The sequence below is a fragment of the Bacillus sp. FSL K6-0042 genome, from assembly GCF_038006685.1.
GTDB lineage: Bacteria > Bacillota > Bacilli > Bacillales > Bacillaceae_G > Bacillus_A > Bacillus_A pseudomycoides.
Map to the genome: position 1 here is coordinate 2,730,662 of NZ_JBBOVS010000001.1, position 17,262 is coordinate 2,747,923.

Annotated in this window: 15 protein-coding genes and 2 pseudogenes; 4 read left to right on the top strand and 13 right to left on the bottom strand. The window is 35.4% G+C overall.

Translation table 11 applies throughout. The annotated features are described in order from the left end of the window. Nucleotides 1-57: 57 nt before the first annotated feature. From pflA to nagE, 5 genes are all read right to left on the bottom strand, one after another. Nucleotides 58-789: a pyruvate formate-lyase-activating protein gene (gene pflA / locus MHH45_RS14005; protein WP_016112977.1), complete on the bottom strand. Its 732-nt coding sequence runs from the start codon at nucleotides 787-789 to the stop codon at nucleotides 58-60. 66 nt (nucleotides 790-855) lie between these two features. After that, on the bottom strand, nucleotides 856-3,105 hold the full coding sequence (gene pflB / locus MHH45_RS14010; RefSeq protein WP_016112976.1) for a formate C-acetyltransferase: 2,250 nt from the start codon (nucleotides 3,103-3,105) through the stop codon (nucleotides 856-858). Between the two features lie 451 nt (nucleotides 3,106-3,556). Next, nucleotides 3,557-4,372 carry a sugar ABC transporter ATP-binding protein gene (locus MHH45_RS14015; protein ID WP_088093923.1) on the bottom strand — a complete coding sequence of 272 codons (816 nt, stop codon included), beginning with the start codon at nucleotides 4,370-4,372 and terminating at the stop codon, nucleotides 3,557-3,559. Between the two features lie 92 nt (nucleotides 4,373-4,464). Beyond that, on the bottom strand, nucleotides 4,465-5,688 hold the full coding sequence (locus tag MHH45_RS14020) for a serine hydrolase domain-containing protein (RefSeq protein WP_016112974.1): 1,224 nt from the start codon (nucleotides 5,686-5,688) through the stop codon (nucleotides 4,465-4,467). Nucleotides 5,689-5,948: 260 nt separating this feature from the next. Beyond that, nucleotides 5,949-7,442: an N-acetylglucosamine-specific PTS transporter subunit IIBC gene (nagE, locus tag MHH45_RS14025; RefSeq protein ID WP_016112973.1), complete on the bottom strand. Its 1,494-nt coding sequence runs from the start codon at nucleotides 7,440-7,442 to the stop codon at nucleotides 5,949-5,951. Between the two features lie 501 nt (nucleotides 7,443-7,943). On the opposite strand from nagE, the gene glsA reads away from it, so the two are divergent. Together glsA and MHH45_RS14035 are read left to right on the top strand one after the other, a co-directional pair. Further along, on the top strand, nucleotides 7,944-8,873 hold the full coding sequence (glsA, locus tag MHH45_RS14030) for a glutaminase A (protein ID WP_016112972.1): 930 nt from the start codon (nucleotides 7,944-7,946) through the stop codon (nucleotides 8,871-8,873). A 176-nt stretch (nucleotides 8,874-9,049) separates the two neighbouring features. Beyond that, entirely contained in the window at nucleotides 9,050-9,391 is a 342-nt protein-coding gene (locus tag MHH45_RS14035; RefSeq protein WP_016112971.1) for a DUF3969 family protein, read from the top strand. Nucleotides 9,392-9,412: 21 nt separating this feature from the next. Here the strand turns inward: MHH45_RS14035 and MHH45_RS14040 are convergent, their stop codons facing one another. Beyond that, the gene (locus tag MHH45_RS14040) at nucleotides 9,413-9,571 is read right to left on the bottom strand and encodes a hypothetical protein (protein WP_016112970.1); all 159 of its coding nucleotides are present in this window, start codon (nucleotides 9,569-9,571) and stop codon (nucleotides 9,413-9,415) included. A gap of 117 nt (nucleotides 9,572-9,688) precedes the next feature. Next, the gene (gene ytaF, locus MHH45_RS14045) at nucleotides 9,689-10,297 is read right to left on the bottom strand and encodes a sporulation membrane protein YtaF (protein WP_016132526.1); all 609 of its coding nucleotides are present in this window, start codon (nucleotides 10,295-10,297) and stop codon (nucleotides 9,689-9,691) included. 136 nt (nucleotides 10,298-10,433) lie between these two features. On the opposite strand from ytaF, the gene MHH45_RS14050 reads away from it, so the two are divergent. Next, complete coding sequence (locus tag MHH45_RS14050; RefSeq protein ID WP_016112968.1) at nucleotides 10,434-11,087, top strand: DUF1232 domain-containing protein; 654 nt, start codon at nucleotides 10,434-10,436, stop codon at nucleotides 11,085-11,087. Between the two features lie 174 nt (nucleotides 11,088-11,261). Here the strand turns inward: MHH45_RS14050 and MHH45_RS14055 are convergent. From MHH45_RS14055 to MHH45_RS14065, 3 genes and pseudogenes are all read right to left on the bottom strand, one after another. Next, a pseudogene (locus tag MHH45_RS14055) lies at nucleotides 11,262-11,449 on the bottom strand (acetylornithine deacetylase); the annotation flags it as partial. Nucleotides 11,450-11,517: 68 nt separating this feature from the next. After that, nucleotides 11,518-12,939, bottom strand: coding sequence for an amino acid permease (locus MHH45_RS14060; protein WP_016112966.1), 1,422 nt, complete (start codon nucleotides 12,937-12,939; stop codon nucleotides 11,518-11,520). A 230-nt stretch (nucleotides 12,940-13,169) separates the two neighbouring features. Beyond that, nucleotides 13,170-13,424, bottom strand: a complete 255-nt coding sequence (locus tag MHH45_RS14065) for a hypothetical protein (RefSeq protein ID WP_003194859.1) — start codon at nucleotides 13,422-13,424, stop codon at nucleotides 13,170-13,172. A 280-nt stretch (nucleotides 13,425-13,704) separates the two neighbouring features. Between MHH45_RS14065 and MHH45_RS14070 the strand changes: the two genes are divergently transcribed. Next, complete coding sequence (locus MHH45_RS14070; RefSeq protein ID WP_016132372.1) at nucleotides 13,705-15,120, top strand: sigma-54 interaction domain-containing protein; 1,416 nt, start codon at nucleotides 13,705-13,707, stop codon at nucleotides 15,118-15,120. 64 nt (nucleotides 15,121-15,184) lie between these two features. Here the strand turns inward: MHH45_RS14070 and truA are convergent, their stop codons facing one another. The 3 genes and pseudogenes from truA to MHH45_RS14085 form a co-directional block, all read right to left on the bottom strand. After that, nucleotides 15,185-15,922, bottom strand: a complete 738-nt coding sequence (gene truA, locus MHH45_RS14075; RefSeq protein ID WP_016112964.1) for a tRNA pseudouridine(38-40) synthase TruA — start codon at nucleotides 15,920-15,922, stop codon at nucleotides 15,185-15,187. Nucleotides 15,923-16,146: 224 nt separating this feature from the next. Further along, a pseudogene (locus MHH45_RS14080) lies at nucleotides 16,147-16,356 on the bottom strand (hypothetical protein); the annotation flags it as partial. Between the two features lie 114 nt (nucleotides 16,357-16,470). After that, entirely contained in the window at nucleotides 16,471-17,148 is a 678-nt protein-coding gene (locus MHH45_RS14085; protein ID WP_016112962.1) for a DnaD domain-containing protein, read from the bottom strand. Nucleotides 17,149-17,262 lie beyond the last annotated feature (114 nt).

Here is a 17,262-nt window from a genome sequence, read left to right on the forward strand (position 1 = left end):
ATAGATATACTCTAGATTTTATTAAAAGAAAGCAAAAAGCCTAACCCACCATCTGGATTAGACTGCTTGTAAAATATTTTTTGCCTTTTGAACACTTGTTTCTGTTGGAGGTTCTACCCCTTCAAGAGGATACTTATGTCCAAGTGCTTCCCATTTATATACACCAAGCTTGTGATATGGTAAGACTTCAACTTTCTTTACATTAGAAAGACTTTGAATGAAGCTAGATAATCTCTGCAAGTCTTCTTCACTATCTGTAACACCGGGAACTAATACGTGTCTTACCCAAATTGGTTTTTGTTTATCAGATAAATAACGAGCAAATTGTAGAATGTGTTCATTCGTTTTACCAGTTAATTTACGGTGCTTTTTAGGATCGATATGTTTTAAATCTAATAATACTAAATCTGTATAGTCCATTAAGATATCTAATTTTCTTTGGAACTCTGGCTCTTCAGAATAGCAACCACCTGAAGAATCAATTGTCGTATGAATTCCGATTTCTTTACATTTCTTAAATAGCTCAATTAAAAAGTCTAACTGCAGTAATGGTTCCCCACCGCTCACAGTAATGCCACCACCGGAAGCTTCAATAAAGGGAAGGTAACATGTAACATCCTGCATCACTTCTTCAACTGTTATTTCTTTTCCTTTACCGATTTCCCACGTATCAGCATTATGACAATATTGGCAGCGTAATAGACACCCTTGTGTAAATATGACATAACGAATTCCTGGGCCATCAACAGTACCACAAGACTCTACAGAATGAATTCTTCCTTTTACCATGTTAACTTCCTCCTTTATTGAAACAGCCTCCCTCTGCTTTTATTACAACAGAGGGAAACTTTTTACTTACATACTTTCATGCATTGTACGGTTAATTACATCGATTTGTTGTTCACGAGTTAGTTTAATGAAGTTAACTGCGTAACCAGATACACGAATTGTTAATTGTGGATATTTTTCAGGATGTTCCATTGCATCCATTAATGTTTCACGGTTAAATACGTTAATATTTAAGTGATGGCCTTCTTTTACAGCATATCCATCTAGCATAGATACTAAGTTGCGTACTTGTACATCATCTTCTTTACCAAGTGCTTTTGGAATAATTGAGAATGTATTAGAAATACCATCTTGTGCGTCTTCATATGGTAATTTTGCAACAGATAATAGTGATGCTAGTGCACCTTTTGTATCGCGTCCATGCATTGGATTTGCACCTGGTGCAAATGGCTCACCAGTACGACGACCGTCTGGAGTGTTACCAGTTTTCTTACCATATACAACGTTAGATGTAATTGTTAAGATTGACATTGTATGAACAGAGTTACGGTATGTTTTATGTTTACGAAGCTTGTTCATAAATGTTTTCACAAGGTTTACTGCAATTTCATCTACACGGTCATCGTTGTTACCATATTTAGGGAAATCACCTTCAATTTCAAAGTCAACTGCAATGCCATTTTCATCACGAATTGGTTTTACTTTCGCATATTTAATTGCACTTAAAGAATCAGCTACTACAGATAATCCAGCGATACCTGTTGCCATTGTACGAAGAACATTTGTATCATGAAGTGCCATTTCAATGCGTTCATAGCTATATTTATCATGCATATAGTGAATTACATTTAATGTATTTAAATATAAACCTGCTAGCCATTCCATTGTCATATCAAATTTACGCATAACTTCTTCGTAATCTAATACTTCAGAAGTGATAGGTGCAAATTCAGGTCCAATTTGTTCTTTTGATTTTTCATCTTTACCGCCATTAATTGCATATAATAGTGTCTTAGCTAAGTTTGCACGAGCTCCGAAGAACTGCATTTGCTTACCGATTCTCATTGCAGACACACAACAAGCAATACCGTAATCATCGCCATACTCTGGGCGCATAATGTCATCATTTTCATATTGAATTGCAGATGTTTTAATAGACATTTTTGCACAGTAGTTTTTAAAGTTCTGTGGTAATTGTTTAGACCAAAGAACTGTTAAGTTTGGCTCTGGTGCTGGTCCTAAGTTATCTAATGTATGCAAGAAACGGAATGAGTTTTTCGTTACTAATGGACGACCATCAAGTGCAATACCACCAATAGATTCCGTTACCCAAGTTGGATCACCAGAGAATAATTCATTGTAATCAGGTGTTCTCGCAAATTTCACAAGACGTAATTTCATAATGAAGTGATCCACAATTTCTTGTGCTTCTTCTTCTGTTAATGTACCGTTTACTAAATCTCTTTCAATAAAGATATCTAAGAAAGTAGACGTACGGCCAAGACTCATCGCTGCACCATTTTGTTCTTTAATCGCTGCAAGATAAGCAAAATATAACCATTGGAACGCTTCTTGTGCATTTGTTGCTGGTTTAGAAATATCAAAACCATGAGAAGCAGCCATTTGTTTTAATTCTTGAAGTGCACGCATTTGCTCAGATAACTCTTCACGTAAACGCATTGTCTCTTCGCTCATTACACCGCCAGTTAAATTTAAATCTTCTTTTTTCGCTTCAATTAAACGATCAACACCGTACAATGCAACGCGGCGATAGTCACCAATAATACGACCACGGCCATATGCATCTGGAAGACCTGTAATAACGCCTGATTTACGAGCTGCTCTCATTTCAGGAGTATAAGCATCGAATACACCTTGGTTATGCGTTTTACGCCAATCTCTGAAAATACGGCTAAGTTCTTTATCCATTTCGTATCCATAAGCTTCACAAGCTTGCTCTGCCATGCGAATACCACCGTATGGTTGTAAAGAACGTTTAAATGGTTTGTCAGTTTGAAAACCAACTACTTTTTCAATATCTTTATTTAAATATCCTGGGTCATGCGATGTAATAGAAGAAACAATTTTTGTATCCATATCAAGGACGTCGCCATTTTCACGTTCTTGTTTTGTTAAATCCATAACTTGATCCCAAAGTTTCTTCGTTGCTTCTGTTGCTTCCTCTAAGAAGGTTTCATCACCTTCATAAATGTTTACATTATTTAAAATGAAATCGCGAACATCAATCTCTACTTTCCACTTTTCACCTTTAAAGTTTGTCCATGAATTTTTTGCAGTTTCTAATACTTGAGTCATCCTAATCTCCTCCATTTTTTGATTAGTACAGGACTAAGATTTTTTATATAACAGCTTACACATTTAGAATACTACTTTTTTTTAAAAAGCGAATGAGATAGTTGTGACACGTTTGTGAAATATTGAACAAATTACTATACACATAGTGTTAACTTCATTTAAAGCTCTTTTAAATTAACTCTTTCCTTAATTGTATTTTTTTGGTATTCTTATAAACGAATCCTATTCTGTAGTATAAAGGGTCATACCCATTTTAAACTGTAATACCTTTACCTCCTATTCTGTTATAGTTTTTTTAGAACAGAATAGAAAGAAGTGTACCTGTTTGGTACACTTCTTTTCATGATTAATTTCCCCTTTACGATCAAGTTGAAACAATTATAGTTACAACGAAGTTTAATTGTCAACTCTATACTTTTCCAATAAAAGAGGCATCCTACTACGATGTCTTCTAATTTTTAAAGGTTATAATTGTTGTTACCGCATAGTATACCGCTTTTTCAAAATCCGCATGTTCAGATACCGATATCGAAACAAGTGACCCGCCACTTGCTGAAAAATATTGAACTGCTTCTAGTGGAATGCCGTCTTCTTTTACATCAATATAAGTTCCATCTTGCCACTTTCCCTTTTGCATCGTTGTCGATAAATCTCCTGTAATTTTCCCAACTTCCTGTCCATCCACTGATAAAAAACACCATTCCCATTTTGTTAAACTTAGCAATTGGTTCAATTCACCAATTTTCTCTCCCTTTATGCTATGAAATGAATACGAATTCCGTATGCCCCTTTTCTTCTTGACTATTAACAGCTCTTCTCCTAATTCATTACATAAATAAAATTGCTGCTCATGCATTCCTTTAAAGAAAAACGATAAGATACATTTCCATATCTTTTGAATCTGAGAATTATATCTTTCTTTGAGCACTCCTATTGTATTTCCATCTAATCCAAAGTATGTAACTGTCTTAAATATACCTGTTTCTCTACGGATAACAAATCTCCGCTGCTCCAACAATAAGGAGATTTCTTTGTCTTGAATTACCTGCTCTATCCCTTTTGCTCTACTTCTTTCTATCAAACCATAAATTAGTAGAATACATGCTGATAACATAATACTTATTGATTTTAGAGTATCCTTTTCCGAACTAAAAACTGTTCCTTTTCGATATTCCACTACAAATCCAATCGCAATAATAACCCATACAATAATAGCTACAAACAATGTTCGCCTCGCATTACGTGCATGATGCTTATAAATGCTCATAACATCCCCCTTTTTCCATTTTTTTCATTATCTCAATAAATATATCCCTTCTCAACTTACACGAAAAAAAGACTACCTCAAAAGATAGTCTCTTACACTTCAATATGCTGCAACATCGTATAAATATCATTATTAACCGTACCAAATGATTTAATATTATTTTGAATATTAGATAATAAAATAACATACGCATTACCACTTCTACTAAATCCATTTAAACAATTCCATCCCGGCATTACACCGTGATTAGAGTAACTTCCCGGATTTACATACCATCCAAATCCATAATCTTTTTTAAATGCTGTAAACATTTGATTGTAGCTTTCTTTGGATATTAGCTTCCCAGAAAATAGCGCTTCGTTAAATAAGTATAAATCATTTGCACTCGTATATATGTCGCCATTTCCATATAATTGTGACATGCTCGGGATAGCAGGTACTGTCATATTATTATTTACAATCTTGTAACCAGTAGAAGGATACTTTGTTTTCTCTAATTCAGTACCAAAGCCCGAATTTTTCATGCCTACAACATCAAAAATATGTTGTTTAATATATTCTTCTAACGGTTGTCCACTAACTTTCTCAACAATGTAACCAAGTATTGAATAATTGGAATCCGAATACTTCCATTTTTCACCTGGATTAAATAAAGGTTTTTGTTGTCCAATTCGCTTCAACAATTCCTCATGAGAAATATCATCTGCCCCTGCCTCATATTCAGGAATTCCAGATGTATGTGTCAATAGATGAACTAACTTAACTTCGCTACCTCTTGGAAAACTAGGAATATATTTCGCTATTGTATCCTCTGTTTGAATTTTATTTTGATCTTTTAACTGCATAATCGCTGTCGCTACGAATGCCTTTGAAATTGAGCCAATATAAAATGTTGTTTCTGAATTATTTGGTATTTGTTTCGCCTGATTTGCCAGCCCGTACCCTTTATTCAAAAGTACTTTTCCATTTTTCACAACAACTGCTGTTCCACTAAAATTTTTGCTCTTTAAATACTCATCTAATTTGGCATTCTCATTAATTTCTTGTGGTGGTCCTTGGACAGGTTGTTCCACTTCCTTAGCTTGCGGTGGCACTTCCGGAGGCTGTTCTGCTTGTTTTTGTTCTGCTTGTTTTTGTACCGTTTCTTTCTTTACTTCCCTAGTTGCTTTTAACGCATTCTCTTTCTTATTATGTGAAGTAATTTTTGTAAACACAAAATATACAAGCGAAAACAATACAATGAGAATGACCGTTCTTTTTATGTATGTAACCGGTCGACGGGCTTTCATACTGACGCTATCCTTTTCTTCATTCATGGTTCTTTTTTCCCCTTATTTATCAATAATTTAATCCATTCATAAAAAAGATACCCTCTAATTTCTCCTAACTAATGGAAGTTTTGTTTTATACCATCCCTACTTTATCATGTGACGAACGTATTACCAACAAATATGTACAAAAAAGAAAAAGAAAATTTTCAAAAGTAAGATTCCCGATAATATTTCTATAAAAAAAGAGGATGTCCTCAAAAAGATCAACTTTATCGACCTTTTTGAACATCCTCTTTTACAATTATTTATACATGTTTTTTCATATCATCAGCTACAGATTCAACGTTTGTACCTACGATAACCTGCACGCTTGTATTACTTAATTTCATAACACCTTTTGCACCGGCACGTTTTAATGCTGGCTCATTTACTAAGTTTGCATCTTTGACTTGTAGGCGTAAACGAGTCGCACAGTTATCAATAACGGTTAAGTTGTCTTTTCCGCCTAATGCTGCTACGTAAGTTTCACCGATAGATCCTGCAACTGGTGCTTCACCTTCTTCTACTAACTCCTCATCATCTTCACGACCTGGAGTTTTTAAGTTAAATTTCTTAATTAGGAAATAGAATACCACAAAGTAAATTGCTGCATAAATTAAACCAATTCCCGCTAATAATAACGGTTTTGTTGCAATACCTAAGTTTAAGAAATAATCAATCGCACCGGCACTAAATGAGAAACCATCGTGAATACCAAGTTTTGTTGTTACAAATAACGAAATACCTGTTAATACAGCATGAATACCATATAATACTGGAGATAAGAACATGAATGAGAATTCAATTGGTTCTGTAATACCAGTTAAGAACGATGTTAAAGCAAGACCAACTAACATTCCTGTAACCATTTTACGTTTTTCTGGTTTAGCAGCCGCAATCATTGCGAAACATGCTGCTGGTAAACCGAACATCATAATTGGGAAGAAACCAGTCATAAACATACCTGCTGATGGATCTTGCGCAAAGAAGCGTGCGATATCACCATGAACAATATCGCCTGCTGCATTTGTAAAGTCACCAAGTACAAACCAGAAATATGTGTTCATTACATGGTGTAAACCAATTGGAATTAATAGACGGTTTAATAAACCGAATAGACCAGCTCCGATTGCATCTAAGTTTACAATACCGTGTGCTACTGCATCAATACCGCTTTGAATTGTTGGCCAAACTTGACCGAATACTAATCCTAAAAGAAGCATGACAACAGAAGTAATAATTGGCACGAATCGTTTTCCTGCAAAGAATCCTAACCATTCTGGTAATTTAATCTTATGGAATTTGTTATATAATAAGCCAGCGACAACCCCGGCGATAATACCACCAAGTATAGCCATATTTATCTTCGGTGTTAAAGCCGATGCTTTTGAAACTTTTGTCATTGTATCCGCTAACTTACTTGGATCAACTGAACCGAGTAAGTCTTGAACACTTTTTAATTTATCATTTAATTCTGCTGTTGAATAACTAACACTTAAAGTATTAGTTGTATTCTTCATAACTAGATAACCAATCGCACCTGCAAGACCTGCGGCACCACTACCATCAACAGATAAACCGATTGCAACACCAATTGCAAAAATAAGTGCTAAGTTATCAAAGATTGCTGCACCGGCCTGTGCCATAACAGGAATATCAAATACGTCTGGTTGACCTAAACGAAGCAATAATCCTGCTGCTGGTAACACTGCGATTGGAAGCATTAACGCTTTACCAATACGTTGTAGAAACTGCAACATTGTAATTCCCCCTATTCAATTTATGAAATCGTTATCATTATAATTGCACCTTAGAAAACGCTTTCTATTACATAACCATATTAACATATAGTTGTATAGATGTGTAGCTTTTATTTGCGGGCTTTTTATGGATATATTCCCCATTTCCAAACTGTTATATAAAAGGGGAATTCTCCTTTTATTACCGACTAAAATGAAAGATACGGCAACTATACAGCCATTTTGATTTTCCAACATATAAGCCACGGCTATGAAGAACAAAAGGTGACCTGCCCTCGTTTTCTCTTTTTGTTTTACTTGGCATAGGGCAGGAAGAAGATCTGACCGCTTCTATGCATGGCCAGATCCTCTCTCCCAACTAAAAAAGGGGTTATATTGTTTTTTCAATTTTTATTCAAATAGAAGTTTCATTTTATCATTCCACTTTTTCATGTTATTATTTATTTCCAAGTTTATAGGGAACAGTAAACTTAGTGAAAAAGGAACAGGAGCGGTGGTATTATGCAGTGCATCGAAACAAATAACTTACAACAGCTGTTAGAACAAGTAAAGCCATATACAAAAAAAGGGAAACTTGCTACTTATATCCCCGAACTAGGAAATGCAAATCCAGACGATTTAGGGATTGCTATCTACCATAAAGAGACAGAATATATCCATGCTGGTAACTCACAAACACTCTTCACCCTTCAAAGCATTTCAAAAGTAATTACACTTGCACTTGCTCTTCTAGATCGCGGTGAAGAATATGTATTCTCTAAAGTTGGAATGGAGCCCACTGGTGACCCATTCAATTCTATTATTAAGCTAGAAACAACTAGCCCTTCTAAACCTCTTAATCCAATGATTAACGCTGGTGCGTTAGCTATTACAAGTATGCTTACAGGAGATAGTAACGAAGAGAAGATGGAACGAATTCTCCGCTTTGTACGTGATATTACAGACAATCCTACAATTAACTACTCTTCAAAAGTAGCCATCTCTGAACTAGAAACTGCTTACTTAAATCGGTCTCTTTGCTACTATATGAAGCAAAATGGCATCATTGATGGCAATATCGAGAAATTAATGGATTTATACACACGTCAATGTGCTATTGAAGTAAACTGTATTGATTTAGCACGTATTGGTTTAATCTTCGCAATGGATGGCTACGATCCATATAAGAAAAAACAAATTATTCCAAGACATATCACAAAAATTTGCAAAACATTTATGGTAACATGTGGCATGTACAACGAATCTGGTGAATTTGCAATCCGCGTTGGTATTCCCGCAAAAAGTGGGGTGGCCGGTGGTATTTTTGGCTGCGTAAAAGGCGAAATAGGAATCGGTATTTTCGGACCGGCTCTAGATGCAAATGGAAATAGTATCGCTGGATTTAAAATATTAGAGTTACTCTCCGCTCAGGAAAGTTGGAGTATTTTTTAAAAAGGTTTCTTAATGACAGTTTTCTTCATTACCTATACTTAAATTTCAAATTCCACCAAATAAAAAAGTTATCCTGCCCCACTTAAATAGGATAACTTTTTTTATTATGCATATTTGTTCCCCCCTCCCGAATAATATAGTACAACCTAACGCTATACGGTGGAGGTGTAAAAGAAATGAAACTTATTTTTCAAATGGAGGAACAGCCTGTCCTAGAAAAAACCATCCTTCTTTTTATACTCAGTATTGTAGAAAGCTTAAAATTAAAAGTTGTTTCCCCCGATGAGGCTTATCGGTACATATTCAATGTAGAAGTATTGGAATTATTAATGGATCGAAATATTGATGATCAAGTACTAGAGCTTATTCATTTTGGAATGGGACTTGAAGACATTCATCATGTCCTCCCCGAAGAACTTGAACCAAGTATTGAGGAATTAAAATGGCGTTGTATTCAAGTTCTAGGTGAATATGGCATGTATGAGGAATCACAACAATTAATTGAAGACATACGCTAAAAAAGCACCTACATAGGTGCTTTAATGTTTCTTTAAACTATTTTTATACGTTTCAATATTAACAGGTAATTCTTCCTCTTCTAATGTATGCTCATTTACATCTTTATGAATATAAGCACCTTTAGGCGGCTGATGATCATGACCTTTTTTCTTATGATCAAATGCTTTACCACGCCCCATACTCATCCCCCTTTCTTTAAAAGAAATCACTGTTAGTATGAAGAAAAACACGTCGATATATGCAGTACTTTGTTGTATTTCCAAGGAAATATTCGAATATTGTTCTCCCAGCTAAACTTACATCAATTGATCAATTCCAATAAGAATCAGTAACATGCCAGCAATAATTGTTGCCCATTTCCCTAAATATTCCGCTAAAAATCTCTTCCCTATATAGGAAAAACCTCTAATACAAATAAAACTAAATACACCTGAGATAATCGCAGTCCACCAAAGGTTCAAATTGGTTACTCCCGCATCAAATCCCCCTGCAATATTATTAATTGATAATGCAACACCTAGTACAAGTGCTTCAGAAAAACCGATTGTTTTAGAGTCATCAAAGTCAGCATTCTCCGGATTACGTAATATCCCCACCATACTTCCATCTTTCTCTAAAACCTCCTCTTGCTTACTAAGTAAGGGCTGACATAAAACAAACACCCCAATTAGTACAAGTACAAGTGCACCTATTAAATTTGCCATAAAATCTGAAATAAACAATGAAATCCAACTTCCAAAAAAGCCAGCCAATAGAGTAAATAAGAAACCAAAAAAGGCGATGATAAAATTATTAAACCAAGAAATTCGAATCTTGCAAATCCCATACGCAATACCTACACCTGCATTATCTAAATTAGAAGCAATTCCAATCAAAAAAATTGAAAATAAACCCGCCGTACTCATCAACATTCACTCCTTCTGTTCACTTTTCATTGCATATTATGCAAATGTTGAGCAACTGTGACTGTCAGCTTCATATACTTGTAATAAAAAGCTCCACATTTTTTCAACACCTTAGAAAAAAAGGAGTGCCAAAACTATGTCTATTCAAAATCCAAATGATAAACTTGGTACCTTATTAAAAAAATTGTTAAAAGAACGTGCCTTATCTATGCGCCAATTAGGAACACTTACAAACATTGATCCCTCCACAATTTCAAGAATTATAAATGGTAAACAACAAGCAAAACAAAAACACCTGCAAAAATTTGCAGAATGTCTGCAAGTTCCTATGCAAGTTTTATATGATTCCATGCATACGGATTTTCCCTATGAAAAAAAAGAAAAGACGGATATGTACACATCCATAGATGCAATTCAACAAACATTACAATCATCTAACCTATTTGATTACGACTACACAACAACTCGTGTAAAACAGGAACTCGAAAGTTATGAGCGATACGCTCAAACAACAGAAGGACAAAAACGTATTCATGAAAGCTTCTCAACAAAACTGCAACAAATTGATAGCACAGGACCTTTCATTGAGCAATTAACAGATATGTATCATCAATTTTGCAAAGAATCCATTCCTTTCCAAGAACGTGCTATCATCGGGAGTGCCTTATTGTATTTCGTTTTATCAACAGACATTATCCCTGATTATATATTTCCAATTGGCTATTTAGATGATGCTATCGCAGTGGAATTAGCAAAAGAGAAGTTGGCTGAAATGAGAAAAAAAACGTAGAGGATTTCTTGGAGAACATATGGAACTATTTCGGAAGCTTAGCTTACCTAGATTTTGAAATAGTTCCTACTAAAAAAATCGTACAAACATAAAAGCTTGTACGATTCCACGACAGGTACCTTTCATATTACATAATGTACCTTATCTCTTTATTATGAAAACCTTAATTTTTTCTTATTTTTGTGTATGACACCACTCGTATATAAAAGCCACAATAACTTTCCTAAACTCAATTAACTGGCTAATTTCAACTTTCTCGTTTACAGAATGCGCTTCCTCTAAAGTCCCTGGTCCATAAATGACAGCCGGAATATTGAACTCACTAAACCCCCGCCATCTGTTACTGTTGCTGACATATCTAGAATTTCCCTACGGTTGATTTTGTATAACACTATTACTCATCTACATAAAAATCAAACCTAAAATTCCATCATAAACTTTTTACTTCTATTGTGTCCTTCTTTTCAATGTGTTCCATTGATTTTTTCTTATTTTTTGTAACACGGTAAAACAGTAAACAAACAATCATAAATGGAACACCACAATACAATGCCATACGTTGATCTGGAATAAAAGCCATGCCCACGATTACAGTCATATTTAATCCGAAACAAAGAAGTGGCACAAACGGATACAACGGCGTTTTAAATTTCAAATCCTTAATATCCCCGCCTTGCTTTACGTACATTCTTCTACTAAGAAAATTTGATAAACCAATCGATGCCCAGACTAGTATTCCACCGAATCCTGCAATAGAAAGAAGCCATAAATAAACTGTATCCTCTGCATATATACCAGATAATAAAGAAAGACAACCAAAAATTGTACTTGTAAGTAATGCATAAATAGGAACACCCTTTTTAGATAACTTCCCAAAAATCGGACTAATCATCCCTTGCTTCGACATAGACCAAAGCATACGAGAAGTTGCATATAAGCCCGAATTTGCTACTGATAACACCGCTGTAATAATAACAAAGTTCATAATATCTGCGGCATACGGAATCCCAATTTTATCAAATACAACTACGAATGGACTTTCTACTAATCCCGCTTTTTCCCATGGGAATAACCCAGCGAGTATAAACATAGAAAGTATAAAGAAAATGAATATACGCCAAGCTGTATTTCTAATTGCTTTCGGAATGGTTTTCTCCGGGTTTTCACTCTCACCGGCCGTAATCCCAACAATTTCGGTCCCCTGGAAGGAGAAATTAACGGCAATCATGGTAATTAGAATCGCTTTCAGTCCATTTGGGAACAGTCCCCCGTGATCAGTAAAGTTTGAAAGCATCGGTGCTGCGTCATTTCCTTTCATATGTAAAAATCCAAACATCGCTGCCCCGCCTAAAATAATAAATGCAATAATTGTAATTACTTTAATGCCGGCAATCCAAAACTCAACCTCTGCAAAACTCCGTGAGGATAATGCATTAATCGAAAAAAGAAGGACTGCAAACACGACGCACCATATCCAAGATGGTACATGTGGAAACCAGCGCTTCATTAAAATACTTACTGCAATCAACTCAATCCCTATCGTAGCAGCCCAGTTTAACCATGACATCCAACCAACTACATAACCTACCGCAGGCGAAATATACTTTGTAGCATACATTTGATAAGATCCTGCATTCGGCATAGCAACAGCTAACTCTCCAAGACAAAGCATCGTTAAATACATAACAAAGCTCCCAACAAGATACGCTACAATCGCACCGCCTGGCCCTGCTTCATGAATTGTATAACCTGATCCTAAGAAAAGACCTGTGCCAATAACCCCTCCAAGTGCAATCATAAATATGTGTCGACTTTTTAGCTCTCGCTTTAACTCCTGATTTTGCTTTTCCATATGAGCCCCCTAGCAGAAATGTAAACGCTTTAAAAAATAATATAAAAAAATAAAGTGCATACTCATGATTACGATAGACTTGTAACAAGAGGGAGATTTTTCAAAAGAAAATCTCCCAATCCAAGGAAATACTATCACACGATAAATAGTTGTTACTAAAATTTTTTTATAATTTTCCACAATTGTTTAAAAGATCCTTAGAAAACGGTACATCATCCAGAAGGACTATATTAATCACTTCCTGTAATCAATAAATCATCCCTGACTGTTATTAATAATGTTTGCTCCGTGATAACTTGTCCTTCTTCTACTTCTAGCAATTCCACATAACCGCTGATTCCCACTTTAACTTCTACTTTCCGTTCATCCATTGTTTCAATTAAAGCTAATTTCTCCCACTCATATACGTAGGAACTTTCATTAATAAATAATTTTGTAACTCTGCCATAGCAAGGGCTGTACACGTTTTCTATTACTGTTTTCATCTTTTAAACCCCTCTTTCTTATTAAGTGCGCATGTAACTCTTTTCCCCACCTCCAAATTTATAAGATTCAACTACTATTCATGCAAGATATATACCAACCTAATTTCTTACTTAGGATTAAGAGATAGTACTGAAAAAATCTGAATTCCACGCAATATCTTTCTTCTCTTTTAAAGATTTTTCACCTTAAACACGCAAATTTTTTTTGCATACTCGCAAAAATTTTATTAAAATTAAGAAAAATCAGTCTTCATAAGGTATAACAAGGAGAAGATGAAACATGTATACAGAAGAAATCAATTTCAAAAAATTAGTTGAAATGAATATGCTATATGAAACTTTACTGAATGAAATTGATATTGGCATTCACATGATTAACGAAGAAGGTAAGACGATCATTTATAACCGCAAAATGATGGAGATTGAATCGATGGATCATAAAGATGTACTATATAAAAATCTTTTAGAAGTATTTGTTTTTGAAGAAAACCAGAATAGTACTCTTATAGGAGCATTAACACTTGGAAAAGCAAAGAAAAATATAAAACAGACTTATTTTAATAATAAGAGGCAAGAGATTACAACGATTAATGACACCTTCCCTATAGTGAAGAATGGAAAAATCAAGGGCGCTGTTGAAATCGTAAAAGAATTTCCTCCATTAAGGCAAACGAGTAAAGGAGGCGCGATTCGAGGGCATCATACGAAATTTACCTTCAATCATATAATAGGTAATTCAGGTGCGATTCAATCGGTTATTACAGAAGCAAAAAAAGTAACGCGTACCTCTTCCTCTATACTGATTGTGGGAGAAACAGGAACTGGAAAAGAACTATTTGCACAAAGTATTCATAATGAAAGTCAACGTGCTGGAAAACCTTTTATCTCACAAAATTGTGCTGCCATTCCTGAAACTTTAATGGAAAGCTTATTATTCGGTACGAATAAAGGAGCTTTTACAGGCGCAATCGATAAACCAGGCTTATTTGAAGAAGCCCATGGTGGAACTTTATTGTTAGATGAAATTAACTCGCTAAGCCCTGCACTTCAGGCCAAATTATTGCGGGCAATACAAGATAAAACAATACGAAGAATCGGCGGATCACAAGAAAAAGAAGTCGACGTTCGAATCATAACTACCATTAATGAAGATCCGATTGAAGCTATCACGCATAATCGCCTGCGAAAAGATTTATATTACAGACTAAGCGTCGTCACTTTATTTCTCCCACCTTTAAGACAGCGGAAAGAAGACATCTTACCGCTTCTTCATAGCTTTATTGAAAAATATAATATGCAGTTTGGTTTACGAGTACAAGGTGTGGATGACAGCGTAATAAATTTCTTCTATAAACACGATTGGCCCGGCAATATACGCGAATTAGAGCACATAATTGAAGGGGCTATGAACTTAATTGAAGATGAGGACGTTATTACAACATCCCATACCCCAGCTCGTTTTTATGAGCTAACAAAAAACGAATTCCCTATTCAACCTCCTCTAGCTAGATGGGAAACAGATAAATTAGATCATACATCGAAAACTTTAAAGAACACAATAAAAGAAATGGAAAGAGAATATATTATTCAAATTCTTAAAGAACATAATGGAAATATCTCGCAAGCCGCAAAATACTTAGGATTAAGTAGACAAAACTTGCAATATCGATTAAAAAAGTATGGGCTAAATACGTAATCTTAGAATGTTCTATAAGCACAAAAAATAAAGGCCGTTCCGAAAGGACGGTCTTTATTTTTTCCTAAAAATCAACCTTCTCCAAATACAACCCACTCGCATCCGCAAGACAATTAATTTGATTTCGTTGTTTCGCTTCTAAAATTTGTGGGATCACTTCAGCATCTAACTGACCTAATCCAACTTCTACTAACGCTCCAACGATTTTTCTCACCATATTGTGAAGAAATCCATTTCCGCTCACTCTAATTTGGATGAAACCTTCACTTTCCACGACATCGAGCATATATATTTCACGAACCATAGATTTTTTTTTAGATTTAGCATTAGAAAAAGCAGTAAAATCATGTGAACCAATTAAATATTGCGCTGCTTTTTGCATGTTTTCAATATTTAACTTTTTCCCAACATGCATGCTGTATTTACGCATAAATGGATTCGTATGTTCCTCATTCCAAATTTTATATAAATACGTCTTCGCTTTCGAATTGTAGCGAGCATGGAAACGTTCAGAGACTAACTCCACATCCTTAATACTAATATCGTTTGGTAAGTATTGATTTAAATACTTCTTAATTTTCGGTTCTGCTAATTTTTCATCGACCTTGAAGTTCGCTACTTGATTCAAAGCATGTACACCAGCATCTGTTCTGCTGCATCCCATGATTTCTATTTCGTGTCCAACCATTTCTGATAATACACTTTCGATTTTTCCTTGAATCGTATTATCATTATTTCCAAGACGTTGCCAGCCTTTATAGCGGCCGCCGTCATATTGAATTGTTAATTTGTAATTGTTCATTGTTTTCTGCTATTAAAAACATAGACATTTGCCTATTCATGTTTTTATTAACAGACTCACCGCCTTTCTTTTTCCGTTACATAAAACAAAAATTTTAAGCATTCTATGATATTTTTCGTAATCTTCTTTTCATAGTAACACAAGATAGCTCATTTAGTGTCTACTTCTGCCAATGTATTATGCGCATGAACTATACATATGAAATCAATAGTGTACAATCTAAGTCACGGACGCCACCCATGTTCCGTTAAAAACCTCCGTAGCTCTTCTTCAGACGGTACGTTTTTCTCCCATTCTTCACAATCATTTAGAAATTTCTCAGTATCATGGGCAACAGACAGTTCCTTCTTCCGAAACCTCACTGCTGCTTCCTCTACTTCACTAAGCCTCGTATATCCTTTTTCATGCCAGTCCCGTAAAATGCCCTTCACATAAAGTGAAACTTCCATCAGTGTGGGGGGGCTTTCCCCCCACTGATGGTTAGTTGAACCAATCGGGCTTTTACGGGCAGTTATCCCCCACCTACCTTCTTTGATTCTCTTTGAATCTTAAGGTGGGGTCTTACTGCCCGTTAATGCGGGATAAGCAAGCGTTCGCTTGTTATTTTCATAGGCAATCTGGAGTGCTTTCAATACAAGTTCATCTGACAGATCATCCATCCACGCATTCAGTTCCTCCATCGTATGTGGTGACAAGCTATCAAAGTTTTGTTCATAAAACGTGAATACATTACCTCCCAAATCAATTTCCCCATCTGTTTCACAGCTTTCGGCATCATCTTGAGGAACAGCTTGAGACTCTTCAACCGGCATACCAAAATGCTCCAATAACAGCGGAATGCTCAGCCCTTCCTCCAAACATTTTTGAAGAAACATATGTAAAAACTTTTTGCTTTTCACAGTCTTTAGCTCACGCAACACACATTTCTCGATGTTCGTGTTCGTAACTGGGTTATAGCGCACCCAGTTCTGGATGTATAGCTCCTTCGTTTCTGCATCATATAATATTTTTCCATAGTCAATAAACCGCTGCAGTAGCTTCTCAACAGTCTCCCGGTTATAGCCTGTTTCCATCTCCGCCAAACGCTTCGGCAACGGATAAATGCCGCATTGCGTCGTTTTAGAGCATGTCAGCAAGTATATGTAAAAGTATCGTTCCTCCGGCGTTAAGTCCAATACAAAATCATCCTGCCAAAAATTCACCTGTACATTCCGGTATACTGCCATATTGATCCCTCCCACCTTTTACGGCAAATATGAAATTGCCGTTTCCTTAATAGATATAAAGACAAGTGAGGAAATTGGGTAATTTAATTTTATAAAAAATTACTACTACGTTTT